Raw genomic sequence first — 24,710 nt, forward strand, 5'->3', positions numbered from 1 at the left:
TCCCCCGGGTGAGCTAGCCAACTGCCTCGACCAGCGCCATGCCTTCGCCGCGCCAGTGTCCGGCTCCCACCACCACAATCTGGGTGGGCGCTCCCTGCATTTCAATCTCGGTGCCCGTGGAATCGTTCGGCGGGAACAGCGCACCACGCGAGATCGACAGCGCAGCGAGCGCGATGCCGAGCGGGAATTGCGTCTCCATGGTGTGGCCGAACATGGTACCGGTCGAACGCACCGGGAAGTCGGCGTGAGCTTTCAGGAAGCCGCGCTCTTCGCTCGTCGCGGGCTCCGCGCCGGTCGCGCCTGATATGATCGCGCCCTTGCCTTCGCGCCTGGGCAGCTTGGCCCACAACTGCTCCAGCGTCGCGGCCATGTCGCCGGGCTGCTTGCGCCGGGCGAGATCGGCAACGACGCTCGACAGCCTTGCGAACGGCTTGGCGCCGCGCGCCTCTGCATGCGCTTTCGATTCCAGCACCAGGAACGCGCCGGCCGAGCCGAGCGCGAAGCCGGGATGGTCCTTGCGCGCCCACACCGGCGCAAACTTGTCCTTCAGGTTGAAGTCGCCGAATTCGTAGAGGACCATGAGGTCCTTGCGCTCGCCGTTGTGCGAGCCGCCGACGAGGGCAATGTCGCTCTCGCCCGAGGCGATGCGCGCGAGCGCAATGCGGGCGGCATCCGCGCCCGCAACCTCTTCGCCCATGAAGGTGCGCGAGGTGCCGCCGAGGCCGTGCACGATGGCGATGTTGCCCGCGAGCAGGTTGGAAAGCTGCGCCAGGAACAAGGTGGGGCGCAAATCGCTCATCAGCCGTTCGTTGAGAAAGCCGGGCGCGTTCGCGCCCTTGGCCTCGGCCGTCAGGACGCCGGTGTCGACATTGAGGTCGCGCTCGCCGCCGCCCGCGGCCACCACCATGTCGATCTTCGACAGAATATCCTTGTTGCCCTTGATCCCGGCGGAGTCGAGCGCAAGGCCGGCGGCATAGGTGCCGATGCGCTGCCAGGCTTCCATCTGGCGCTGGTCGCCCTTCTTCGGGATCTGGCTGTCGAAGGTCACGGGCATCAAGGGATGCACGATGTAGGGCGCAAAACCCTTCTCGTCGACGTTGATGCGCTTCTCGGACAGCGCAGCCCAGTTGGCGTCGAGGCCCTCGCCGAGCGAGGTTGCGAGTCCAATGCCGGTGATCCAGACTTCCGTCTGGCCGGGCTTCGAAGCAGTGTCAGTCATGGCGATACGGCCTGTTGCGGAAAGCCGACACGCTCGGCGACTTTCGCCATGTATCCGCGCATATCCGCATTGGGGAAGGGGATCAGCGTGAAGGTCAGCGCCGAATTCGCGCGCAGCTTGCCGCCGACCTTGATCTTGGCCTCGGTCATGGCATAGCCGGAGCCTTCATAGGTGAGGCTCGCCTCGATGCTCATGAGATCGCCGGGGAAGACCGAGCCGCGGACCTTGGCCTCCTTCACGGCGGCAAGGATCGGCATGCGCTCGAACTTGAACACGCCGAGCTGAAGCCAGCCCGAAGCCTGCGCCATCGATTCGATCAGGAGCACGCCGGGCATCAAGGGGTAACCCGGGAAGTGCCCCTCGAAGATGGTGCTCTCCTTCGGGACCTGGGCTTCGACGACGATCGTCTTCTCGTCGACCTTGAGGTCGACGATGCGATCGATCATGTGGAAGTATTCGAGTTGCATGGCCGCGCGCTTACGCGCTCGCGCCCTTGGCCGCAACCAGTTCGTCGATGCGGGCGCACAGGTTCTTCAGCACGAAATACTGCTCGGTGGTCGCCTTGCCGTCGTTGACCTCCTGGGTCCACTTTTCCAGTGGCAGCTTGATGCCGAACTGTTTGTCGATCGCGAACGCGATGTCGAGGAAATCGAGGCTGTCGATGCCGAGATCGTCGATGGCATGGCTATCCGGCGTGATCGTGTCGCGCGGGATGTCGCAGGTTTCAGCGATGATCGTGGCGACCTGATCGAATGTGGAAGACATCACTAAGCCTTTGATATATTGCGGATATTTGTCAGATTGTCCAGAGTGGCACGGTGGGTGGGCATCGCGCCCCTGATGACGCCCTCAAACCCCCCTCTGGCCGGGTCGAAAGCCCGTATATCGGAGCGCCGCCCTGAGTTCAATGGAGCCGGGCAGGCGAGGAGACGGGGTTGGGGATGCCCGCCGGAGCCCCCTTCGGCCGGGCTGGCCGGCGGATCGGGCCTAGATATGCGGGGTTGTGATCTTGACGCAGTCGCGACGGCCCATCAGCACGCAATCCTGGGTCCGGCGCAGGTCCGCAATGCTGACCGCGAGCCAGATTCCGATGGCGGTCAGCGCGATGGTGAAGGCTAGCGCTGCGATATTGGCGAGCATGCGATGACGGAAATCGTCCGGCTCGGCGCGGGGCTGCTCGTAGCGTGAAAGGTCGAGCGGTTCGGGCGCGACGCGCAACGGCTGTACGGTACCGCTACCGTGGCGGACCGACGGGGAAGGCGAGGTGCGCGGCCTGAACTGGAGCACCCGGTGCTCGTCGTCAGAGCTTATGGGCCGCTGGGTCGTCATGGGGCGGGGGTCACTCCGAAGCAGCGGTTTTTGATAGCACACGGGATGAACGCGTTGCAGAAAATCTTCTCAATTCCGGCGTGTAATCGAGCGCTAGCACTATTTGTGCATGGAGCGGCGCGGAGCGTTCGCGGTCACGTCCCCCGCGCGACGCGAGGGTTGCGTTGCAACAACGGGCACAGCGACAGCCAGGGACTTCGTGCCTTCGTGTCCGTCTACATCGGCTTGTGATCCCGTCGTCCTTCCGAGCACGTTTTGCCGCTGCAGGGCCCATGGCATAGTTGGGAACCTGAACGTCAGTTGCATCCATGCGAGGGGCTTCGACCATGACCACGACCAACGCGCGCGAGCCGAGAGTGCATCCGGTTCCGATCCTGTCGCTCCGGCCGACGCAGATGACGGTCGGCATGCGGGAGGTCAAGGAGAAGCGCAAGCGCTGGCGCGAGCATGACAAGAAGAAGCAGGCCGATCTGCTCGGCAAGCACATGATCCCCGTCGTCTACGGCCCCGACGCGCGCTACTACGTGATCGACCACCATCATCTCGGCCGCGCGCTGCACGACGAAGGCGTCAAGGAGGTGCTGGTGACCATCGTCGGCGACCTCCGCATGGTCGAGCGCGAGGCGTTCTGGGGCGTGATGGACAACAAGCGCTGGGTCTATCCTTACGACGCCAAGGGGGAGCGGCAGCGCTTCCGCGACCTGCCGAAATCGATCGCCGATCTCAAGGACGATCCGTTCCGCAGCCTTGCCGGCGAATTGCGCCGCATGGGCGGCTTTGCCAAGGACACGACGCCGTTCTCAGAGTTCCTGTGGGCCGACTTCCTGCGCCGAAAAGTCTCGCGCAAGGTGGTGGAGGGCGATTTCGACAAGGCCCTCGAGAAGGCGATGTCGGCAGCCAAGAGCAAGGATGCGATCTATCTGCCCGGCTGGTGCGGTCCGGAGGACGATGATTAGAGGCGACCGTTCGTCAGTCGCGCTGGAATATCCTGGCGCCTGGGTAGGCGCGGCGGGCGTAGGTGATCACCAGGGCGCGGTCCTGGGTGTCCAGGAAGGGCGTTCGGATCTGGCACGACCCGACGATGAGGTGCCACAGGCCATTGAGCTTCTGGATCACGATCTTCATTTGAATAGTCCTCGATAACTCCCATTCCAGCGAATGCTGCTTGTCGCTGCAGTGCTTAGGATCGTGGCCGCGGGTGTGGAATTCCCGACAATGCTCGCGCTCCGCTACAAAAACACGTCGACCATTATTAGGTAGTTGCGGCACGCGCCCAGATAAGCCGAATCTCATCACAGCCGCTTGAGCGAAATCAATTTCCTCACCCACGAAACCGTCCTGAAACAGAGCCGTCCCATCCTTTGGAGGAGTCGAGCTCACACAGGAGGCGAACATGCGCCGTCTGGTTTTCGTAGTTGCCTTGCTCGCGGTTGCTTCGGCAGGAATCTCGGCATCCTTTGCCGCAGTTCATCACGCCAAGACATTGACGTTCGCCGAGCGCTTTGCTCCGGCGCTCGAGTTGATGGCGAAGCAATAGCGGCATCGCGCCTTGCGCGGGCAAGCGTATGGCTTTAACCGGCCAGTGCGCGATCGATGTTGCGCAGCCGCACGAAGGCTGCCCAGGCCTGCGGATAGTCCTTGTCCGCGGGATCGATCGCAAGAAGCGCACAGCGTGCTGTTCTGATCTCTTCCGACGACACACGTTTCGTCGGGGGCTGCAATGTTCTCGACTGCTCCCAGCGGGCCTCGATCTCCTTTGCAAGAGCCAGGGCTTCAGCGGCCGTCCGCGGTTGCATCGATTTCGCCGGGCATTGGCCTGTGGGGAGCGCCGGCCATGCGACCGGCGGCCGATCGGCCTGCCAGGTGAGTTCGGTGTCCGGGACAGCCTTCGGCGAAGTTGAAGGCTGTCCTGCCGGCGCCAGTCCCGTCCCAGCCATTCCCGTCCCGGTCAGTCCCATCCCCGTCAGTCCCGTTGCGGCCGGTCTTGTCCCCGCCGGACCCGACGAGCCTCCCGCAGCCGGTGCGACGGCTGTTGTCTGCGCGGCCAGTTGGCCAAGCTGTTGCTCCATCGTCCCGCCGCTGGATTGGGGAATGACCTTCCCGATGACCTTGGCCGCCGCCAGCGCGCCGGGGGATATCGGCATTTGCTGTTCGGCAGTCCTGACGTCGGTTGCCGCTGGGCACGATTTGTATGGAAAGTGTTGGGAGGTGATCCGGCCTTCGTCGTCGACCCGGGCGAAGTCGCTGGCCACGGTGTAGACGAACGCGGCATCGATCGCGTGGCCCGCCTTGTTCTTCGCGTTCACGGCGCCGCATACGTATCTCGCAGTGTCTGCCTCGACCGTTCGCAGACCGCTGAAGTGAGCTGAATGCGGCTCGATGAGCATGCGAGAGACCGCCGCTCGGGCCATGCGATGCTCGGATTGAAACATGCTCCATATTTCATCGGGATTGACGATGTCGGGCTGGTAGTTCCAGACGTAGCCAACCCCGAGGAATGCCGCGCCAACGCATGTCGCGATGATCGATGCTCGCAGGTTCATGAGAGGGCGCCCTTTTCGTTTTGCAGGCACGACTCGTCGGCGTCTCCGTCCGCGGTGGTGACGGAAACTGCGCAGGTTGTGCCGAAGTGTTTGCGCTAGTAACGGGCGAGACTCTTAATAAAACGTTTTCGATTGTGAAATCGTTGTGGTTCCCGTCGGGCGCGAATTTTAGTTCCCGCTGGCGGCGTCATTTCGCATGCGAGTCACACGCCGATCATCCGGCCGTGCTGGTCGTGGACATGTCATAAAGCAAGCGGTTCACCGGACCAGCGGCATCGCGTCCCAGGTGCGGCTTGACATGCCGCAAATGTCCCTCGGTGCTGACCAGTACTGTCCGCGTGCATGAATGCCGACGAGCATTGCGCCCCGATGTCGAGGGCGAGGTGGGCTCCAGGTCATGCTGATCGGAGACATGGCCATGAGCATCATCTTTCGCATCCTCTTTGTCATCGCCGGCGCGATCACCGCGCTGTTCGTCGCGCGCGACGCCCTGAACTTCACCATCTTCCAGACCTTCGTCGCCGTGTTGCTTGCGACGGCCATCGTCGGAGCCGGAAGTCTCTGGAGCGTGCGGCGGAAGACGTGAGCAAGGAAGAACGCGCAGGTTCAGCGGGGCTGAGCGAAGCCGAGGCCCGGCTGCGACTGCAACAGGACGGTTACAACGAACTGCCTCGGCCGGAACGGCGCACGCCGCTGCGCATCGTGCTCGAGGTCGTGCGCGAGCCGATGCTCGCACTCCTGCTTTGCGGCGGGCTGGTCTACCTCCTGCTCGGCGACCTCCGCGAGGCGCTGCTGCTGCTGGCCTTCGGCGCCATCTCCGTCGTCATCACCATCGTGCAGGAGACCCGCACCGAACGCGTGCTGGAGGCGTTGCGCGAGCTGACCAGTCCGCGGGCGCTCGTGGTCAGGGATGGGCAGCGGCGGCGGATCGCGGGCCGGGACGTCGTCCGTGGGGATCTTCTCGTTCTGGCCGAAGGCGACCGTATTCCGGCGGACGCTATGCTGGTCAGCGCGCGCGATCTGGCGGTCGACGAGTCGCTGCTGACTGGAGAGTCGGTCCCGGTGCGCAAGCAGGCCATCAAGACGCCGGCCCCTGACGGCGCTTTGGCCGAGCATCGTCCGGGCGGCGATGATCAGCCCTTCGTGTATTCGGCCTCGCTGGTCGTGCGAGGCGAGGGCCTTGCCGAGGTCGAGGCCACCGGCCCCCGCAGCGAGATCGGGAAGATCGGATTGTCGCTGCATGGCTTGCAGACAGAGCCGCCGCGGCTGCAGCAACAGACCGCACGGCTCGTGCGGCTTTGCTTTCTCGGCGGCGCGGTGATCAGCCTGGCCGCAGTCCTGCTTTACGGAACATTGCGCGGGGATTGGCTGCAGGCGCTGCTCGGGGGCATCGCCATCGGCATGTCCATGTTGCCCGAGGAGTTTGCCGTCGTCCTCACTGTGTTCATGGCCATGGGCGCCTGGCGCATCTCGAAGGCGCGCGTGCTGACGCGGCGCGCCGCCGCAATCGAGGTGCTTGGCTCGGCCACGGTGCTGTGTACCGACAAGACCGGCACGCTGACGCAGAACAGGATGTCGGTCGCGGAGCTGAGGCTGCCTGGCGGGACGAGCCTGCGCCTTGCCGCGTCGCAGGCTGCAGCTGTAGGCGCGGAGTTCTTCGAGCTGGCGCGTTGCAGCGTTCTGGCGAGCTCGCCGGAGCCGTTCGACCCGATGGAGAAGGCCCTGCATACGTTCGTGCAGGCGAGCCTGCCGAGGGATGAGGACACCGAGGGCGCCCGGACCTTGATACGCACCTACGGCCTGCGGCCCGAAATGCTGGCGATGACCCAAGTCTGGCGCTTGCCGCATCACGAGGAGCTCTTCGTCTCGGCGAAAGGCGCCCCCGAAGCGATTGCGCGTCTCTGCAAGCTGGATGCCGCGGAGCAGGCGGCGATGCGCGAGTCGGTCGCGGACATGGCGAAAAATGGTCTTCGCGTGCTGGGCATTGCCGCTGCGACCTGCCACAGTGAGTCGCTGCCGGCTTCGCAGGACGGCTTTTCATTTCGCTTCCTCGGTCTCGTCGGACTGGCCGATCCGCTTCGTCCGCACGTCTCCGAAGCGGTGGCCGAATGTCGCTCGGCTGGCATCCGCGTCGTCATGATCACGGGCGACTATCCCGCGACCGCCATGGCGATCGCCGGGCAGGCCGGACTCGACGTCAACGAGGTCGTGACCGGCGAGCAGATCAAGCTTGCGGACGACAACGAGCTGGAGGCTCTCGTTGGCAACGTGAACGTCTTCGCGCGGGTCCTGCCGGAGCAGAAGCTGCGGATCGTTCAGGCGATGAAGCGCAACGGCGAGATCGTCGCGATGACCGGCGACGGCGTCAACGACGCGCCGTCCCTGAAGGCTGCCCATATCGGGATCGCGATGGGCGGCCGCGGCACGGATGTCGCTCGCGAGGCTTCCTCGATCGTCCTGTTCGACGACGATTTCGCATCCATCGTTGCATCCATCCGCCTCGGGCGGCGGATCTACGACAATCTCCGCAAGGCGATGGCCTTCATCTTCGCCGTTCACGTTCCGATCGCAGGGCTTGCCCTGCTTCCCCTGGTGTTCGGGCTGCCCCTGATTCTCGGTCCCGTGCACATTGCGTTTCTGGAACTGATCATCGACCCCGTCTGCTCGCTGGTGTTCGAAGCCGAACGGGAGGAGCGCGATGTCATGACGCGCCCGCCGCGGCGCGCCGATGCGGAGTTGTTTTCGTGGGCCTTGGTCGGCTGGAGCATTCTGCAGGGCGTGGTGGCATTCGCGTTGATCGCCGCGATCTTCGTCGTCGCGCTTCGTTCCGGCATGCCGCCCGACGAGGCGCGCGCACTGGCTTTCGTTGCGCTGGTCGTCTGTATCGTCGCGCTGGTGCTGGTCAACCGGTCCTTCAGCGCGTCGTTCCTGTCCGCCTTCTTCCGTCCGAACCTGGCATTGCTCTGGATCTTCCTGTCGATCGCGCTCGTTCTCGCCGCGGCCTTGTTCTGGCCGCCGGCGTCCAGCCTGTTTCGTTTCGGTCCGCTGCACCCGGACGATCTGATGTTCACGCTCGGCGCAGGACTATTGGTGCTCACGGTGCTCGAATTGCTGAAGCCGATCTGGGGGCGGCGGTTGCGGTTCTAGCGACTCTCGACATGATCGCGAGATGCCGCGGTCTCAGCGTGGTGTGGATCGTCTTTACCGCCCAGTGCGCGATGCAGCCAGCGCTCGCCGCGGCGGCCGATCGTGAGCAGCACGAAGGCAAAGGCCAGCGCGACCAGGACGATTCTCCACTGCCCGGCGCCGCAGGCAATGCCGAGACAGGCGGCGAGGAAGGTGCAGGCCGCGCTGGTCAGGCCGCGCACGCGAAACCGTTCGCTCTCGTGGACGATGACGCCGGCTCCGAGGAAACCGATGCCGGTCAGGATGCCCTGGATCACCCGGCTCGCCGCGTCGGTAATCTTGCCGGGCTCGCCGAATTGGACCGCGAGCAGCACGACTGTCGCGGTCGAGAGCCCGACGATGCCGAGCGTCTTCAGCCCGATCGGCTTGCCGTGCAGGTCACGGTTCAGGCCGATCGCGCTGCCGGCGAGCGTCGCAGCTCCGAGGCGCAGCAGAATTTCGGGCCAGTCCAGTTCGGTCATGTCTTTTCCGTCACGTCGTCGGCATGCGCGCGCAGGCTTGCCACGGTCAGGAAAGCCGGCTTCGAGGGGACAAACCATAGTCCACGCGGGCGCGACGCTCCAGAGGCGTCGGAACGTCTCGTGCCCCGGACGCAGTGCAGCGCTCCCCCGGGCGATGCGCAGCATCGTCCGGTTCAGCGCTTCGCTGCAGAGCCGGGGCCCATCTCACTGACATGTGCGGTGTTGCGGTTTGGATCCCGGCTCTGCGCAGCAGCGTCTCACGCTGCAGCGCGTCCGGGACACGAGAGTCTCTACCGCAGCGGCTTCTTCAGGAGCGAGAAGCGGTCGGGATCGAGCCCCATCGAGGGCTGCAGCATCGGGGCCTCGACGTTGGAGAGCGTCTTGGCGGGCGGGGCCGAGAACACCGGATCGTTCGGCACGTCGCGCTGCGAGGTGGCACCGCGCCAGCGCTCGAGCACGGCGCCGACGAAATGCATGTCATGGCCGGAGGTGACGGACGGGACGCTCGAGATGGTGGCTTCGCCGCGCGGCAATTGATGCGGCGGCACCTCCTTGAAGCGCAGCCGCGTGGGCAGCGCAACGCCCTCGCCGAAGGCCAGCACTTCACGCGTGCCGAGGGAGGGCACGAAGGACAACAGGTTCGCGGCGGCGTCCGACACGGCGGCACGCAGCAACGCCTGGTCGCGCTCGTTGGCAAGACGCATCGTGAACAGCGTGTTGCACTGGGAGATGATGGTGGCGTCGAGCTCGGCCGGACGCTGGGTGATGAGACCGAGATAGACGCCGTATTTGCGGCCTTCCTTGGCAATGCGCGACACCGCCTTGCGGGTCGGCCCGAAACCGATGTTGCGGTCGGCGGAGGCGTATCGATGCGCTTCCTCGCACACGAATAGCAGCGGCGAGACGCCGTCGCTCCACAGGCCGAAATCGAAGGCCATGCGGCACAGCACCGAGACGACGGAATCGATGACCTCGGCCGGGAAGCCGGCGAGCTGCATCACCGTCATCGGCTTGCCGTTCGCCGGCAGGCGGAACAGATGGCTGATGACCTCGGCCATGGTGTCGCCGCCGACATTGGCGTTGTCGAACATGAAGGCGTAGCGCGGGTCATTGCGCACCGCCTCGATGCGCGAGATCAGCTTGTGATAGATGATGCGCGAGGAGCGGTTCTCGAGCTTGCCCATGCGCTCGTCGATCAGCGACATCAAATCGACCAGGCGATAGGGCACAGGCGTGTCGACAGTGTAGCCGATCTGCTTGGGATCGATGCGCTTGAGACCGATGCGGTCGGCGTTCTGGTACTGCGTGTAGACGCCCTTGGCGAGCGGGATCACCTCGGCGAGGATGTCGAGCTCCTCGGGCACGCCGGCGCGGCCGCCGAACAGCACGTCGACGATTTCCTCGAAATTGAACAGCCAGAACGGCAGCTTCAGGTTTCGCGGGTTGAGCACCAGCGCGCGGTCGCCGAAGCAGCGGCCATATTCGTTGTGCACGTCGAGCAGGAAGATGCGCAGGTTCGGACGCGCCTTCAGGATCTCGTTGAGCAGCAGCGACACGCCGGTCGATTTGCCGACGCCGGTCGATCCCAGCACGGCAAAATGCTTGGACAGCATTTCCTCGACGTCGACATAGGCGACGACCGAGCGGTCCTGCTGGAGGAAACCGACATTGATCTGGTCCGAGCCGGTCGGCGCGTAGATCGTGCGCAGCTCCTGGCTGGTGATCAGATCGACGGAATCACCGATGGTCGGATAGTTGGTGACGCCACGCTGGAATTTCGGCTTGTCGCTGGCGTTGAGGATCTCGCCGAGCAGGTCGACCGAGGCGACCGCGATGTAATTGTCGCTGCTCGACAAATTCTCGCAGGACACCTCGGTGATCATCGCGACGATGACCGAGCTGGCGCTGCGAATGCTGACGAAGCGGCCGACGGTTGCCCGAACTTCCGAGATGGGCATCTGGCTTTCCGCCAGCAGCCCGACCCGGGCGAGCGATCCGCGAACCGAAATCACGCGTCCAAAGGATGTCACGATCGATGAACCTGGCAAGAGCAAGCGATTTGCACCGGACTATGCGCGGCCGTCGCTGCACAAACGGTTAAGCGGCAGGCGCGGCCGCTTCGTTAAATCCGCGACAATTCGGCAGCGAGGTTTGTTCCGATTGCCCTTTTACGGGCGGAAACGGCGGGAAAATGCTGCAATTCCAGGCCGTTGAAGGCCAGAAGCAATTAAGGAATATTTTACCATCCGGTCAGTCGGGTCCGCCGTTTGGAGGGTGCCTTCGAGCAGCGAACTTCGTCCGGGCCAGGGAGTGTCGCTTGCTTTGTTGACGAGACCTAATCATTTGTACATTAGTACAAATAAACCGGCGGCTTTCGGATGCGGCCTTCGGGCGGGCGAGCGTGTTGCAGCCCTGCGCCCGATTGCGCGATCCGGTCCGGCGGATCGCTAGTTGTGCTGGAGAACAACATGCAGCCCGAACCGATCCTCGATCTCGCGCATCTCGGCCATATGGAACTGCTGACGCCGAAGCCCGATGAGAGCCTGAAATTCTTCGTCGACGTCATGGGCATGACGATCAGCGGCCGGAAGGGCGAGTCCGTGTACTTGCGCGGCTGGGACGATTACGAGCGGTATTCGCTCAAGCTCACCGCGTCGAAGACTTCGGGCATGGAGCACATGGCGCTGCGCGCGCGCAGCCAGCAAGCGCTGGAGCGGCGCGTCGCCGCGCTGAAAGGATCCGGCTTCGACATCGGCTGGATCGACGGCGACATGGGGCAGGGCCCGACCTTCCGTTGCCGAGATCCCGATGGTCACATCGTCGAGCTGTATTACGAGACCGAATGGTACCAGGCGCCACCGGAGCTGAAGCCCGCGCTGAAGAACCAGGCGCAGCGCTTTCCGGCGCGCGGCGTCAATGTCCGCCGGCTCGATCACCTCAACTGCCTCGCCGTCGACATCAAGGCCAATCGCGAGTTCTTCGAAAACTATCTCGGCTTGCGCCTCACGGAGCAGATCGTGCTCAATGATGGGCGGGAAGCTGCGATGTGGCTGACGATGTCGAACAAGAGCTACGACTTCGCCTATTCGCTCGACCATTCCGGCGTGCCGGGCCGCTTCCATCACGTCACTTACGCGCTCGACAGCCGCGAGGAGATCCTTCGTGCGGCCGATATTTTTCTCGAGAACGGCGTGCACATTGAGACCGGACCGCACAAGCACGCGATCCAGCAGACCTTCTTCCTCTACGTTTACGAGCCCGGCGGCAACCGCGTCGAAGTCGCCAATGCCGGCGCCCGCCTCATTCTCGCGCCGGATTGGAAGCCGATCGTGTGGACGGAAGAGGAGCGCAAGAAGGGGCAGGCGTGGGGATTGAAGACGATCGAGTCCTTCCACACCCACGGCACGCCGCCGGTGGAGCCGAAGAAGCACGCTTGATTGCAGGCTCGTCTAACGCACTGACGATCGCGCCCGTGCGATCGTTTCGCGGATACCGGTCCACGCCGGCTTGTCTGGCGCAAACTGCTTGCGCAGGAAGGTGGCGAGCTCCTCGATCTGCGCGTCGCTCATGCTGTTCCTGAAGGCCGGCATGTAGCCGAGATCGCTGGAGACTGGCTCGGTGATGCCGTGCAGGATCACCTGCACGAGGTTGTCCGCCTTCGTGCTGTGAATGTTGCTGTTGAGTGCGAGCGACGGGCGGCTGCCGAACAGCGGTAGGCCGCCGACCTCGTGGCAGACGGCGCAGGCGCCCTGATAGAGGCGCGCGCCGGCGGTCGAGGCGACGGTGACTTGCGTCGCGCGCTCCAGCTTCGCGGCGAGCGTATCCGGTGCCTGCGTCCCGGTGTCGTTGAACGAGTTGAGATAGACCGCCATCGCACGGATGTCCTGATCCGGCAGGGCCTTGAGGTCCCTGACCACAGGCGCCATCGGGCCGGCGGCGACGCCGTGATAGCGCGAATGGCCGGTCCGCAGATAGGCGAAGAGGTCGTCCTCGCTCCATGGGATCGGCGCGTGGGACAGCGCGGTCAGCGGCGGCGCCTCCCAGCCTTCGGCAAAGCCGCCGGCGAGATAGGCATTGCGCTGCTCGGCGCCGAGCGCATTGCGCGGCGAATGGCAGCCACTGCAATGTCCGAGGCTCTCGACCAGATACGCGCCGCGGTTCCAAGCCTCCGATTTGGTAGGGTCGGGTTCAAAAACTTTGCTCTGATGGAAGAGCGCATTCCACCCCGCGAGTAGCGGGCGGAGATTGAACGGGAAGGCGAGCTCATTCGCCGGCGGCGTCGCGCGCACCGCAGGCTGTGCCATCAGATAGGCGTAGAGCGCCTGCATGTCGGCATCGGCAGTCTTGGCGAAATGCGTGTAGGGAAAGGCGGGATAGAGCTGTCGTCCGTCGCGATGCAAGCCATCGCGCATCGCGCGCTCGAAGGCGGGATAGGACCATGCGCCGATGCCGGTCTCGAGGTCGGGCGTGATGTTGGTGCTGTAGATCGTGCCAAACGGCGTCTCCAGGGCGCGGCCGCCGGCGTTGAGCACGCCCTTGAGGCTGGTGTGGCACTCCGCGCAATTGCCGAGCGCGGCAAGCTGCTCGCCGCGGGCCATCGTCGCTGTGGAATAGACTGAGGCATCCGGCCGTGTGATCGGCGCGATGGCGCGGCCGGGCAGCAGGGCTGCGCCGATGCCGATCGCGGCGGTGCAGACGGCCGCGATCGTCGCGAAGACGCCGGCGCGTCTGGCGACGGGATTCTCCCAGATCCGCGACGGTTTTGCCGCGGCGGGTGCGGGCAGGGCCTGCGCCACCGGCGCTGCCTCACCGTACAACCCCTGCAAGATGCGTTCCGGCGTGAACGGTGGCTCGCGAAAGCGCACGCCGGTGGCATCGAAGATCGCGTTCGCAATCGCCGCCGCACTCGGCACCGAGGCGGACTCGCCGACGCCGAGCGGCGGCTGGTCCTGACGCGGCAGCATCAAGACGTCGATCTTGGGCACGTCGGGGAAGGGGATGATCGGATAAGCGCCCCATTCCCGCGCTGCCACGGCGCCGCGCTCGAACGAGACCTCTTCCATCAGCGCGCGGCTGGTGGACTGGATGACGTTGCCGTGGATCTGGTGGCGCACGCCGTCCGGGTTGATCATCAGGCCGGAATCCTGTCCCGCGACAACGCGGGTGACGCTCACGTCGCCAGTCGTCTTGTTCACGGCAACGTCGGTGACCCAGGCCGACCACGCCGCGCCATAGCCGGGAAATTTGCTGTGGACATAGAGCGCATAGGCAAAGCCGCGCCCGTGCACGATTTCGCTGTCCTTTTCCTCGCGCACCGGCCGTGGTTTCCAGCCGGCGCGCTCGGCGACCGCGTTGACGAGATCGACAGCGCGCGAGTCCTTCAGATAGCGCAGGCGATATTCGATCGGGTCAACGCCAGCCTCGGTGGCGGCCTCGTCGATGTAGGATTCGTGCGCAAAGGTGTTCGGCAGCGCCGAGACGCCGCGAAACCAGGACGCGCGTACGATCGGCGCCATGTCGTGGGCGACGACGCGCATGTGGTCGTAATCATAAGGCGGGATCGCGGTGCGGTCGCCCATCTGCAGCACCGCGGGATCCGGAGAGATCCGTCCCGTCAGCAGCAATGCCAGCGTCGGCGCGGCGTTCGAAGGATAGCGCGTGGCGAGGTCGTAGCCGGCAATGCTGCCGTCCGCATTCAGCCCGCCATTGACGTCGATGAGCTGGGCGGTGCCCTTGGGCTCCCAGGCATGTTCCTGCTCGCGCGTCAGCTGCACGCGCACGGGACGTCCCACCGCACGAGACAGCAGCAGTGCGTCCGCCGTGACGTCGTCGGCACAGTTGCGGCCGTAGCAGCCGGCGGCCTCCAGGCGGATGACGTCGATCTCGCTCTCGGGCCGCTCGATCAGCAGCGCAAGGTCGCTGCGCAGCACGTGCGGATTCTGCGTGCCCGACCAGACCCGGATATTGCCATCCCTGAAATCGGCGACCGCGCAGGACGGGCCGATCGAGGCGTGCATCTGGTATGGCCAGACATAGGTGCGCTGCATCGGCTTGGCCGCACCCGAGATCGCGGCATCGACATCGCCCTTGTCGATCAGCGTGCGCGGCGTCGATGGATTGGCGCGCAGCGCGGTCTCGACGTCGGACAGATCGGTGAGGGCGGGCGTCGGCTTCCAGCTCACTTTGAGCTGCTCCGCCGCGCGGATCGCATTCTCCTCGCGCTCGGCGACGACGCCGACGAAATCGCCGATGCTCACCACGGCGACGATGCCGGGGATGTCGCGGACCGATGCTTCGTCGACCGCGATCAGGCTGGTGCCGACGAACGGCCCGGCATCGACGCCGGAATACGGCGGTCGCACCACGCGGCCGTGCAGCATGCCCGGCACGCGGATGTCGTGCACGAAGGTCAACTCGCCTGTGGCCTTGGCCGGCAGATCGACGCGCGGCGTCGACTGCCCGACGATCGTGTAGTCGCCGACGGGTTTGACCGTGACGTCGTCGGCAAGCTCGAGCCTGATCTCTTCGCCACCGATCAGCTCGCCATAGCTGACGCTGCGGTTGTCGTGCCCGCGCACGAGGCCGTCTTCGATCCTGAGGTCAGTCGCGGGAAGTTCGAGCCGCTCGGCCGCGCGCGCGATCAAAAACTGACGCGCCTGCGCTGCGGCCTTGCGCAGGGGCACGGCGGTGATCTGGATGGTCTCGCTCGCGATCGTCGCGCCCTGGTTCGGCACCAGCGCGGTGTCGCCGAGCACCACGACGACGCGCGCAAAGGAGACGTCGAGCTCTTCGGCGACGATCTGGCCGAGCGCGGTGCGTATGCCGGTGCCGAGATCGACATGACCGTTGTAGGCCGTGACCGATCCGTCCGCGGTGATGCGGACGAAGGTCTCGGAGGTGACCTCGTCCACGGTGCGGACGACGACAAGCGAACCGGGGGACTGCTCAGTCCCGTTCGAGACAGGGGAGGCCATCAATCCGCGGCCTCGGTGAGCTCGCCCGATGCGCGCATCACGGCGCGCAGGATTTCGACATGGGTGCCGCAGCGGCAGAGATTGTAGCGCAACGCGGCCAGCGCCTCCTGTTCGGTCGGCCGCGGGTTGACCGCGAGCAACGCCTTGGTGGTCATGATCATGCCGTTGAGACAGTAGCCGCATTGCGCGGCCTGCTCGTCGATGAAGGCCTGCTGCACGACGTCGGGCTTGTCGCGCGTGCCCAGCCCTTCGAGCGTCACGATGTCGCGGCCCGCGCAGCCGCTGACGGGAATCACGCAGGAGCGCGCCGCCGCGCCGTCGATCAGGACGGTGCAGGTGCCGCATTCGCCGAGCCCGCATCCGTATTTCGGGCCGTTGAGTGCGAGATCGTTGCGCAGCACGTAGAGCAGCGGCGTCTCCGGCGCCGCGGCGATCTCGTGGATCCCACCGTTCACGGTGAGGCGGATCGGTGTCTGCGTCATCCTCATTCTCAGGCTCGCGGCAAATTGCTGCCAAATCTCGACCGCGACGATACCGTTTGTACACAAACGTGCAAGCCGTGCATGCCGCACTGCAGCGCGCTGCCTTCTTTGTGGACAGGTCGGATAGGCAAATGAGGTTTTATGCGGCAGCCGTATCTTTTGCACTGCACCGCCGCTTGACAGCTCCGGGGGACCGCGCGCAACATTGTTCGTATACGAATGATAACCGCCTCGATCCGCTGGCTCGCACATGCTGACTGAACCGACGAGCGTTGTTGCCGACAAGATCCGCTGCGATGCGTGTCCGGTGATGTGCTACATCAAGCCGGGCGCGGCGGGTGCCTGCGACCGCTATGCCAATCACGAGGGCAAGCTCGTCCGGGTGGATCCGCACGTGATCCTGGAGCGCACCGTCTCGCATGGCGGCAAGCTGGTCCCGTTCAGCCGCACGGAAGATTGGGACGGCAAGATCGTCCACGAACCTTCAACCTTTGTGACGGCGATCGGGGCAGGCACGACCTATCCCGACTACAAGCCGGCGCCGTTCATCGTCTCTGCGGAGGTCGACGGCGTCGACATGGTGACCGTCGTCACCGAGGGCATCTTCTCCTATTGCGGCATCAAGGTGAAGATCGACACCGACCGCTATCTCGGTCCGGAAGCCGCGACGGTGCGCGCGCAGGGCGAAGCGGTCGGTCACGTCACCACCAGCGAATACGGCTCGCAGATGCTGTCGCTGGGGGGCGTGCATCACCTCACCGGCGGCTCCAAGAAGGAGGGCCGCGTCACCTGCGACACGCTGATGGACCTCGCCAATTGCAAGGCGGTGGAGCTTACCATCGACGGCGGCGCGAGCGTGGTGGTGCAGGCCGGCCAGGCGCCGATCGTCAACGGCGTGAAGGAAGAGCGCATGCGCGTCGGATGCGGCTCGGCGACGATCGGCATGTTCGCAAAACAATGGCACGGCAAGGTCGACGAGGTCGTCGTGGTCGACGACCACATCACGGGCGTGCTGAGCGAGCACCAGGCCGGCAAGCTGCTCGATATCGCCGATACCGGCATCAAGATGAAGGGCCGCCGCTCGACGCCCGGCCGCTATTTCCAGGTCGCCGATCCCGGCACGGGCTGGGGCGGCACCAACATTTCCGATCCGCTGGCGATCCTCGGGCCTTTCGATGCCAAGGAGGCAAAACCCGGCCTCTCCATGCTGATGGTCTCCACCACCGGCGAGCACTCGTCCTATTACGTGCTCGACGAGACCTTGAAGCCGGTCGAAACCGAAATGCCTGATGATCTGAAGTTCTCGGTCGAGCGCATCCAGGAGAATTGTGAACCGGCGTTGTGCACGGTGCTGTTCATGGCGGGCGCCGGTGGATCCTTGCGCGCCGGCGTCACCGACAACCCGGTGCGGCTGACGCGCTCGGTGAAGGACGCGCTGACCCGCGTCACCAGCGGCGGCGCGCCTGTTTATGTCTGGCCCGGCGGCGGCATCACCTACATGGTCGACGTGACGCAGATGCCCGCCGGCGCATTCGGCTACGTGCCGACGCCGGCGCTGGTCGCGCCGATCGAGTTCACGATGAAGCTGTCCGACTATGCCGCGCTCGGCGGTCACATGGATTACGTGAAGCCGCTGTCCGAGGTGCAGAACGGCGACGACGTCCGCCAGCTGCCTTGGCAGAACCCGATTCCGGGGCCGCGCGCATGACGCGGGTCCCGCAAATCGCATTGCTGTCTGATGGCCGGCGGCTGCATTTGCAGGATGGACCGATCGACCTGATCATCGAGGCGAGGGGGCGTGCGGATGCGGTGCGCGCGGCTTACGAGGCGGCGGCGCAGCGATTCACGGGACTGCTTGACGAGCTCTGCGCGGAGCTGCCGCAGCTGCGTGCTGCGGCCGCGGCGCGGACCTCGCTGAGGGGCGTGGTGGCGCGCCGGATGCATGCCGCGGTCGCGCCGTTTGCCGCCGATGGCTTCATCACGCCGATGGCCGCCGTTGCCGGCAGTGTGGCGGAGGAGATCCTCCGCGCCATGCTGGGCTCGGCAACGCTCGATCAGGCCTATGTCAACAATGGCGGCGATATCGCCCTTCACCTGGGCGTCGGCGAGCATTTTTCGATTGGCCTGATGGATCGTCCCGATCGTGATGGCGTGATGCGGGCCATGAGGGTGGATGCGGACGACCCGGTTCGAGGCGTTGCGACCAGCGGGCGCCACGGCCGCAGTTTTTCGCTCGGGATTGCCGACGCGGTGACGGTGCTGGCGGCGACGGCATCGCAAGCCGATGCGGCGGCGACCGTCATCGCCAATGCCGTGGATCTGCCGGGACATCCTGCCATTGTCAGGCAACCGGCCTGCGAGCTTCAGCCCGACAGTGATCTCGGTGCTCGCCTCGTCACCCGAGATGTCGGTGAACTGTCACAGAATGAGATCGCCGCTGCCCTCGACTCTGGCGCGGAATGTGCACGGCAATTGTTCGATCGCGGATTGATCGAGGGTGCCGTGTTGCAGCTTTGTGGTGATATGCTTGTCATCGGACCTAAGGATATAGAACAGCGACGATCGCGCCCGCTGGTGCTGGAGAACGCGGTCTGTGCCTGAGCAGGGAAGCGAAACATGAGCGCGATCATCCGCAAGATCGTCACCGTCGTCGAAGAGACGCAGATGGAGATGGGCCGCCAGGTCTCACCGCCGACCCGGCGGGCCGCGGCGATCGCCGTGATCGAAAATCCCTTCGCCGGACGATATGTCGAGGATCTCTCGCCGCTGATCGCGATCGGCGAGGAGTTGGGGGAACTGCTGTCGAAGCGCGCGGTGGCTGCGCTCGGCATCGATGGCGCGAAAGCGCAGAGCTATGGCAAGGCGGCCGCCGTCGGCGAGAACGGCGAGCTTGAGCACGCCGCCGCGATCCTTCATCCGAAAATGGGTGCGCCAGTGCGCAAGGTTCTGAGCAAGGGCGCGGCGCTGATCCCCTCGTCGAAGAAGCGCAGCGGGCCCGGTACGACGCTCGACATTCCGCTCGGGCACAAGGATGCTGCCTTCGTGCGCAGCCATTTCGATGGCATGGAAGTTCAGATCAACGACGCGCCGCGCGCCAACGAGATCATGGTCGCCGTTGCCGTCACCGACAGCGGGCGTCCATTGCCGCGCGTCGGTGGGCTCACGGTTGCGGAAGTGAAGGGCGAGGACGGTCTGAGATAGGATTTGAACCGGGGAGGTGGCACAGCTTTCCCGACAAGACACGCTGAAGACGTAGAGTTCAAAACTGGAGTTTGGGATGCGAGCGAGAAACACTTTTGTAGGCGCGGCCTTCGCGCTTCTGGCTGCAGGCGTGGCCCATTCGGCCATGGCGCAGGACATCAAGATCGGCGAGATCAACAGCTATTCGCTGCTGCCGGCCTTCACCGAGCCCTATCGCAAGGGATGGCAGCTCGCGGTCGAGGAGGTCAACGCGGCCGGCGGCATCAACGGCAAGAAGCTCGTCGTCATCTCCAAGGACGACGGCGGCAAGCCCGCGGATGCGCAGACTGCGGCGAACGAGCTGGTGTCGAGCGAGGGTGTCGCGATGCTCGCCGGCACGTTCCTGTCGAACATTGGTCTTGCCGTCAGCGACTTCGCGAACCAGAAGAAGGTGTTCTTCCTGGCGGCCGAGCCGCTGACTGACGCCATCACATGGTCGAAGGGCAACAAATACACCTTCCGCCTGCGCCCATCCAACTACATGCAGGCGGCGATGCTGGTCGAGGCCGCCGCCAAGCTGCCCGCCAAGCGCTGGGCGACGATCGCGCCGAACTATGAATATGGCCAGTCGGCGGTCGCGGTGTTCAAGAAGCTGATGTCGGAGAAGCGCCCCGATATCCAGTGGGTCGACGAGCAGTGGCCGCCGCAGGGCAAGATCGATGCGGGCCCGGTGGTGCAGGCCGTTGCCGCCGCCAATCCCGAGGCGATCCTCAACGTCACCTTCGGTGCCGACCTCGTCAAGCTCGTGCGTGAAGGCAACACCCGTGGTCTGTTCAAGGGGCGCGAGGTCGTCTCGTTCCTGACCGGCGAGCCCGAATATCTCGACCCGCTCAAGGACGAGACGCCGGAGGGCTGGATCGTTACCGGCTATCCCTGGTACTCGATCAAGACCCCCGAGCATGATGCGTTCCTGAAGGCGTACCAGGCCAAGTACAACGACTATCCGCGCCTCGGCTCGATCGTCGGCTACCAGACCATTAAGTCGGCGGCTGCGATCCTCGCCAAGGCCGGCTCGAGCGATCCGGAGAAGCTGATTGCCGCGGCGGAAGGCCTCTCCGTGCCGTCGCCGTTCGGCGAGATCACCTTCCGCAAGATCGACCATCAGTCGACGCTCGGCGCCTATGTCGGCAAGACCGCGCTGAAGGACGGCAAGGGCGTGATGGTGGACTCCTCCTACAAGAAGGGCGCGGACTACCTGCCTGGCGATGCCGAAGTCGCGAAGCTGCGCCCGAAGGACTGAGAAGTCGTTTCGAGCTCCGCTGCCGTAGGGTGGGTTAGCCAAAGGCTAACCCACCGCCTTCGGCGCCACACGAGAAAAGAGGGCGGGTTACGCGTCGCTTACCCGCCCTACAAGGTCCGCGCTTGTCGCGGCATCGCACGAACCAACCCGGACCGCCGATGGCCTTTTACGTCGTACAGTTTCTGACCGGTCTCGCCAGCGCGGCGTCGCTGTTCCTGGTGGCCTCGGGTCTGTCGATCATCTTCGGCGTGACGCGGATCGTGAATTTCGCGCATGGCGCCTTTTACATGATCGGCGCCTACATCGCCTTCACGCTGACCGAGCGCCTATCGGGCGCCTTCGGCTTCTGGGGCAGCATCGTGCTGGCCGCGCTGGCCGTGGCGCTGATCGGCGTGCTGGTCGAGATGGTGCTGCTGCGCCGCATCTATCATGCCCCCGAACTGTTCCAGCTGCTCGCGACCTTCGGCCTGACCTTGATGGTCGAGGACCTCGTCGTCCTGATCTGGGGGCCGGACGATCTCGTCGGCCGCCGCGCACCGGGCTTCAAAGGCGCGGTGGATTTCTTCGGCCAGAACATCCCGAGCTACGACCTGTTCCTCATCGTGCTCGGACCGGTCGTGCTCGGCATCCTCTGGCTCTTGTTCCAGCGCACGCGCTGGGGCGTGCTGGTGCGCGCCGCGACGCAGGACCGCGACATGGTCGCGGCGCTCGGCGTCAACCAGAAATGGCTGTTCACGTCGGTGTTTGCGGTCGGCGTCTTCCTCGCCGCGCTCGGCGGTGCGTTGCAGATCCCGCGCGATGCCGTCCATCACGCCATGGATCTGCGTATCATCGTCGAGGTCTTCGTCGTTGTCGTGATCGGCGGCCTCGGCAGCATTATCGGGGCTTTCGTCGCAGCGGTGCTGGTCTCCGAGCTCAACGCTTTCGGCATCCTGATCTTTCCGAAGATCTCCATCATCCTGGTCTTCCTGGTGATGGCGGTGGTGTTGATCGTGCGGCCCTGGGGACTGTTCGGCAAGCCGGAGGCTGCCGCGCGCAAGACGCCGGGCCTCACCGTCAATCCGTGGAGGCCGTTGACGTCGAATGAGCGGCTCGCGGCGCTGGCAGCTCTCGTCGTCGCGGCGATGTTGCCGCTCTTCGCCGGCAATTATGCGCTGACCGTCGGCTCGGAGATCGCGATCTTCGTCATCTTTGCCGTCTCCTTGCACTTCCTGATGTCGGTCGGCGGGCTCGCGTCGTTCGGTCATGCCGCTTATTTCGGCCTCGGCGCCTATGGAATCGCCTTCCTCGCCAAGATGGCGGGGCTGCCGATGATCGTCTGCCTGCTGCTCGGGCCGCTGCTCGGCTGCATGGGCGCGGCCGTGTTCGGCTTCTTCGCCGTGCAGCTTTCCGGTGTCTATTTCGCGATGCTGACGCTGGCCTTCGCACAGATCGTCTGGTCGATCGCGTTCCAGTGGGTCAGCGTCACCGGCGGTGACAACGGCATATTGGGCGTCTGGCCCTCGAGCTGGGCCGCGAGCCCGTCGCATTTCTATTGGCTTTCGCTTGGCGTCGCCGCGCTCGTCACCATCGCGCTGCGGGCCATGGTGTTCTCGCCGTTCGGCTACGCGCTTCGCGCCACGCGCGACTCGCTTCTGCGCAGCGAAGCGGTCGGCATCAACGCCAAACGCATTCAATGGACGGCCTTCGTGATCGCGGGCACCACCGCCGGCATCGGCGGCGCGCTGTTCGCGTATCTCAAGGGCAGCGTCTTCCCCGACAATCTCGGCATCTCGCTCTCGGTCGATGCGCTCGTCATGGTGCTGCTCGGCGGCGTCGAGACGGTGTCGGGCGCGGTGATCGGCGCCATCGTCTACAAGGCGCTCAACATCTGGCTGGTCAGCCAGACCGATCTGTCGAAGCTGGTGCTGGGCGGCTTCATTGTGCTGATCGTCGTCGTCTTCCCCAAGGGCATCGTCGGCATGCTGGAGATGCTGGCGCAGCGCCGCCGGAAGTCCTCGCCGCCGGGATCGCCCCTGCTCGCCAAGCCGATCGAGTCCGCCGAATGAGCGTTGCACCCACACTTCTTGCGGTCGAAGGCCTGACCAAATCCTATGGCGGCATCCACGCCGTGCGCGGCGTCTCGTTCTCGCTGCGCGCCGGCGAGATCCTGGCGCTGATCGGGCCGAACGGTGCGGGAAAAAGCACCTGCTTCGACATGCTCAACGGCCAGAACAAGCCCGATACCGGCCACGTCCGCCTGCTCGGCGAGGAGATCACGGGCAGGAAGCCGCGTGAGGTCTGGCGGCTCGGCGTCGGGCGCACCTTCCAGATCACGGCGACCTTCGCCACCATGACCGTGCGCGAGAACGTGCAGGTCGCGCTGATCTCGCACGGCAAGCAGCTGTTCAATCCGTTCGGCTCGGCACCGAAGTTCGATCGCGCCGAGGCCGGCCGTCTGCTCGAGCTGGTCGGCATGGGCGGTTACGCAGATCGCCCCTGCGGCGAGCTTGCCTATGGCGATCTCAAGCGGCTCGAGCTGGCGGTGGCGCTCGCCAACCAGCCGAAGCTCCTGTTGATGGACGAGCCGACCGCCGGCATGGCGCCGCGCGAGCGCGTCGATCTGATGCGGCTCACGGCGCAAATCGCGCGCGAAAAATCCATCGGCGTGCTCTTCACCGAGCACGACATGGACGTGGTGTTCGAGCATGCCGACCGCATCATCGTGCTCAACCGCGGCACGCTGATCGCCGAGGGGTCGCCGGCCGAGGTGCGCGGCAATCCGCAGGTGCAGGCGGTCTATCTCGGCGAGGGCCTCGTCTACGATGCCCGCCATCGCGAGGGGGCCTCGGCATGAAGCTCACGGTGCAGGATCTCAACAGCCATTACGGCCCGGCGCATATCCTGTTCGACATCGGCTTCGAGGTCGGGGAGGGCGAGGTGGTGGCGCTGCTGGGACGGAACGGCGCCGGCAAGTCGACGACGTTTCGCTCGATCGTCGGCCTCGTCGCGCAGCGCTCCGGTCGCATCACGTTCGAGGGCAAGGACGTCTCGTCAAAGCCGACCCACGAGATCGTGCGCGAGGGGCTCGGCTATGTGCCGGAGGAGCGGCGTATCTTCACCGATCTGACAGTAGAGGAAAATCTCGAAGTCGGCCGCCAGCCGAAGCGTCCGAACGCTCCGCACTGGACCTGCGAAAAGCTGTTTGCGCTGTTTCCCAATCTCGGCGAGATGAAGAACCGTCCGGGCGGCCGCATGAGCGGCGGCGAGCAGCAGATGCTCACCATTGCGCGCACGCTGATGGGCAATCCGTCGCTGGTGCTGCTCGACGAGCCCTCGGAAGGCCTGTCGCCGAAGATCGTGGAGCAGATGGTCGATGCCATCCTGACCATGAAGAAGGAGGGCGTCAGCATCGTCGTCTCCGAGCAGAACCTGCATTTCGCGCGGCTCATCTCCGATCGCGCCTACATTATCGAGCGCGGTCGCATCTGCTTCGGCGGCACCATGGCCGAGCTCGACGCGCGTCCGGACATCCGCGACGCGCATCTGTCGTTGTGAAGGCAAAGGGAAGAGGCAGCGGACGGATGGCCAGAAGCGTTGCGGCGAAGAAGAGCATCAAACCGGCAAAACCGCCTTACGTGCTCGACGAGCAGGTCGGCTTCATCCTGCGCCAGGTCTGGCAGCGTCACAGTGCGATCTTCTCTCGCGACATCGGCACCAATCTGACCCCGACGCAATGGGCGGCGCTATCGAAGCTCGCCGAGACCGGTGCGTGCTCGCAGAACCAGCTCGGCCGTCTCACGGCCATGGATGTCGCGACCATCAAGGGTGTGATCGACCGACTGACGGCACGCGGCCTGACCGAGACCAGTCAGGATCCCGAGGACGGCCGGCGCCTGCTGGTGAGCCTGACGCGGGCCGGTCAGCAGCTTGCGGAGAAGGTTGCGCCGAATGCGCTTGCCATCACCCGCGAAACGCTGGCGCCGCTGGACGCCAAAGAGCGCGAGACGCTGATGGCGCTGTTGAACAAGCTGCGGTAGCGACGGTGATTTGAACG

The 24,710-nt window shown here is 65.0% G+C and carries 23 protein-coding genes; 13 read left to right on the forward strand and 10 right to left on the reverse strand.

The features are described from left to right. Positions 1-13: 13 nt before the first annotated feature. The 4 genes from ML401_RS13330 to ML401_RS13345 form a co-directional block, all read right to left on the reverse strand. Positions 14-1,219, reverse strand: a complete 1,206-nt coding sequence (locus ML401_RS13330) for a beta-ketoacyl-ACP synthase (protein ID WP_194407475.1) — start codon at positions 1,217-1,219, stop codon at positions 14-16. Continuing rightward, positions 1,216-1,686, reverse strand: a complete 471-nt coding sequence (locus ML401_RS13335) for a 3-hydroxyacyl-ACP dehydratase FabZ family protein (protein WP_194407476.1) — start codon at positions 1,684-1,686, stop codon at positions 1,216-1,218. Before ML401_RS13335 ends, ML401_RS13330 begins: the two co-directional genes overlap by 4 nt. Positions 1,687-1,696: 10 nt before the next feature. Further along, the gene (locus ML401_RS13340; RefSeq protein ID WP_007592476.1) at positions 1,697-1,984 is read right to left on the reverse strand and encodes an acyl carrier protein; all 288 of its coding nucleotides are present in this window, start codon (positions 1,982-1,984) and stop codon (positions 1,697-1,699) included. Positions 1,985-2,206: 222 nt separating this feature from the next. Then, positions 2,207-2,548, reverse strand: coding sequence for a hypothetical protein (locus ML401_RS13345; RefSeq protein ID WP_194407477.1), 342 nt, complete (start codon positions 2,546-2,548; stop codon positions 2,207-2,209). A 326-nt stretch (positions 2,549-2,874) separates the two neighbouring features. On the opposite strand from ML401_RS13345, the gene ML401_RS13350 reads away from it, so the two are divergent. Next, a complete protein-coding gene (locus ML401_RS13350; protein ID WP_211418170.1) occupies positions 2,875-3,504 on the forward strand; it encodes a ParB-like protein in 630 nt (209 codons plus the stop codon). Positions 3,505-3,517: 13 nt separating this feature from the next. Here the strand turns inward: ML401_RS13350 and ML401_RS13355 are convergent, their stop codons facing one another. Next, complete coding sequence (locus tag ML401_RS13355; protein ID WP_285812191.1) at positions 3,518-3,877, reverse strand: hypothetical protein; 360 nt, start codon at positions 3,875-3,877, stop codon at positions 3,518-3,520. Positions 3,878-3,941: 64 nt separating this feature from the next. On the opposite strand from ML401_RS13355, the gene ML401_RS13360 reads away from it, so the two are divergent. Further along, on the forward strand, positions 3,942-4,085 hold the full coding sequence (locus ML401_RS13360; RefSeq protein ID WP_194407481.1) for a hypothetical protein: 144 nt from the start codon (positions 3,942-3,944) through the stop codon (positions 4,083-4,085). Positions 4,086-4,119: 34 nt separating this feature from the next. Here ML401_RS13360 and ML401_RS13365 read toward each other — a convergent pair whose 3' ends face one another. Then, on the reverse strand, positions 4,120-5,091 hold the full coding sequence (locus tag ML401_RS13365) for a hypothetical protein (RefSeq protein ID WP_285812192.1): 972 nt from the start codon (positions 5,089-5,091) through the stop codon (positions 4,120-4,122). A gap of 418 nt (positions 5,092-5,509) precedes the next feature. Between ML401_RS13365 and ML401_RS13370 the strand changes: the two genes are divergently transcribed. Together ML401_RS13370 and ML401_RS13375 are read left to right on the forward strand one after the other, a co-directional pair. Further along, positions 5,510-5,677, forward strand: coding sequence for a hypothetical protein (locus tag ML401_RS13370; protein WP_194407483.1), 168 nt, complete (start codon positions 5,510-5,512; stop codon positions 5,675-5,677). Continuing rightward, on the forward strand, positions 5,674-8,238 hold the full coding sequence (locus tag ML401_RS13375; protein WP_285812193.1) for an HAD-IC family P-type ATPase: 2,565 nt from the start codon (positions 5,674-5,676) through the stop codon (positions 8,236-8,238). The genes ML401_RS13370 and ML401_RS13375 overlap by 4 nt, the downstream gene beginning before the upstream one ends. Here ML401_RS13375 and ML401_RS13380 read toward each other — a convergent pair. Continuing rightward, the gene (locus tag ML401_RS13380) at positions 8,235-8,738 is read right to left on the reverse strand and encodes an MgtC/SapB family protein (RefSeq protein WP_211418166.1); all 504 of its coding nucleotides are present in this window, start codon (positions 8,736-8,738) and stop codon (positions 8,235-8,237) included. The genes ML401_RS13375 and ML401_RS13380 overlap by 4 nt on opposite strands. A 290-nt stretch (positions 8,739-9,028) precedes the next feature. Beyond that, on the reverse strand, positions 9,029-10,768 hold the full coding sequence (locus ML401_RS13385; RefSeq protein ID WP_194407486.1) for an ATP-binding protein: 1,740 nt from the start codon (positions 10,766-10,768) through the stop codon (positions 9,029-9,031). A 438-nt stretch (positions 10,769-11,206) separates the two neighbouring features. On the opposite strand from ML401_RS13385, the gene ML401_RS13390 reads away from it, so the two are divergent. Further along, entirely contained in the window at positions 11,207-12,175 is a 969-nt protein-coding gene (locus tag ML401_RS13390) for a catechol 2,3-dioxygenase (protein ID WP_285812194.1), read from the forward strand. A 12-nt stretch (positions 12,176-12,187) separates the two neighbouring features. Here ML401_RS13390 and ML401_RS13395 read toward each other — a convergent pair whose 3' ends face one another. After that, positions 12,188-15,712: a molybdopterin cofactor-binding domain-containing protein gene (locus tag ML401_RS13395; RefSeq protein WP_285812195.1), complete on the reverse strand. Its 3,525-nt coding sequence runs from the start codon at positions 15,710-15,712 to the stop codon at positions 12,188-12,190. Next, positions 15,712-16,194, reverse strand: a complete 483-nt coding sequence (locus tag ML401_RS13400; RefSeq protein ID WP_285812196.1) for a (2Fe-2S)-binding protein — start codon at positions 16,192-16,194, stop codon at positions 15,712-15,714. The genes ML401_RS13395 and ML401_RS13400 overlap by 1 nt, the downstream gene beginning before the upstream one ends. 250 nt (positions 16,195-16,444) lie before the next feature. Between ML401_RS13400 and ML401_RS13405 the strand changes: the two genes are divergently transcribed. The 8 genes from ML401_RS13405 (at position 16,445) to ML401_RS13440 (ending at position 24,693) form a co-directional block, all read left to right on the forward strand. After that, a complete protein-coding gene (locus ML401_RS13405) occupies positions 16,445-17,902 on the forward strand; it encodes a 6-hydroxynicotinate reductase (protein WP_285812197.1) in 1,458 nt (485 codons plus the stop codon). Then, positions 17,899-18,795 (forward strand): UPF0280 family protein, encoded by an 897-nt coding sequence (locus ML401_RS13410; protein WP_285812198.1) that lies wholly within the window; start codon positions 17,899-17,901, stop codon positions 18,793-18,795. The genes ML401_RS13405 and ML401_RS13410 overlap by 4 nt, the downstream gene beginning before the upstream one ends. Before the next feature lie 15 nt (positions 18,796-18,810). Continuing rightward, the gene (locus tag ML401_RS13415) at positions 18,811-19,395 is read left to right on the forward strand and encodes an amino acid synthesis family protein (RefSeq protein WP_194407491.1); all 585 of its coding nucleotides are present in this window, start codon (positions 18,811-18,813) and stop codon (positions 19,393-19,395) included. A 76-nt stretch (positions 19,396-19,471) separates the two neighbouring features. Next, complete coding sequence (locus ML401_RS13420; protein ID WP_285812199.1) at positions 19,472-20,674, forward strand: ABC transporter substrate-binding protein; 1,203 nt, start codon at positions 19,472-19,474, stop codon at positions 20,672-20,674. 158 nt (positions 20,675-20,832) lie between these two features. Then, positions 20,833-22,722 carry an ABC transporter permease gene (locus ML401_RS13425; protein ID WP_285812200.1) on the forward strand — a complete coding sequence of 630 codons (1,890 nt, stop codon included), beginning with the start codon at positions 20,833-20,835 and terminating at the stop codon, positions 22,720-22,722. After that, a complete protein-coding gene (locus ML401_RS13430; RefSeq protein ID WP_285812201.1) occupies positions 22,719-23,510 on the forward strand; it encodes an ABC transporter ATP-binding protein in 792 nt (263 codons plus the stop codon). The genes ML401_RS13425 and ML401_RS13430 overlap by 4 nt, the downstream gene beginning before the upstream one ends. Beyond that, entirely contained in the window at positions 23,507-24,211 is a 705-nt protein-coding gene (locus tag ML401_RS13435) for an ABC transporter ATP-binding protein (protein WP_285812202.1), read from the forward strand. The genes ML401_RS13430 and ML401_RS13435 overlap by 4 nt, the downstream gene beginning before the upstream one ends. A 26-nt stretch (positions 24,212-24,237) precedes the next feature. Continuing rightward, positions 24,238-24,693, forward strand: coding sequence for a MarR family winged helix-turn-helix transcriptional regulator (locus tag ML401_RS13440; RefSeq protein ID WP_194407495.1), 456 nt, complete (start codon positions 24,238-24,240; stop codon positions 24,691-24,693). The last annotated feature ends 17 nt before the right edge of the window (positions 24,694-24,710 follow it).

This window comes from Bradyrhizobium sp. 62B (assembly GCF_030272265.2).
Classification (GTDB): Bacteria; Pseudomonadota; Alphaproteobacteria; order Rhizobiales; family Xanthobacteraceae; genus Bradyrhizobium.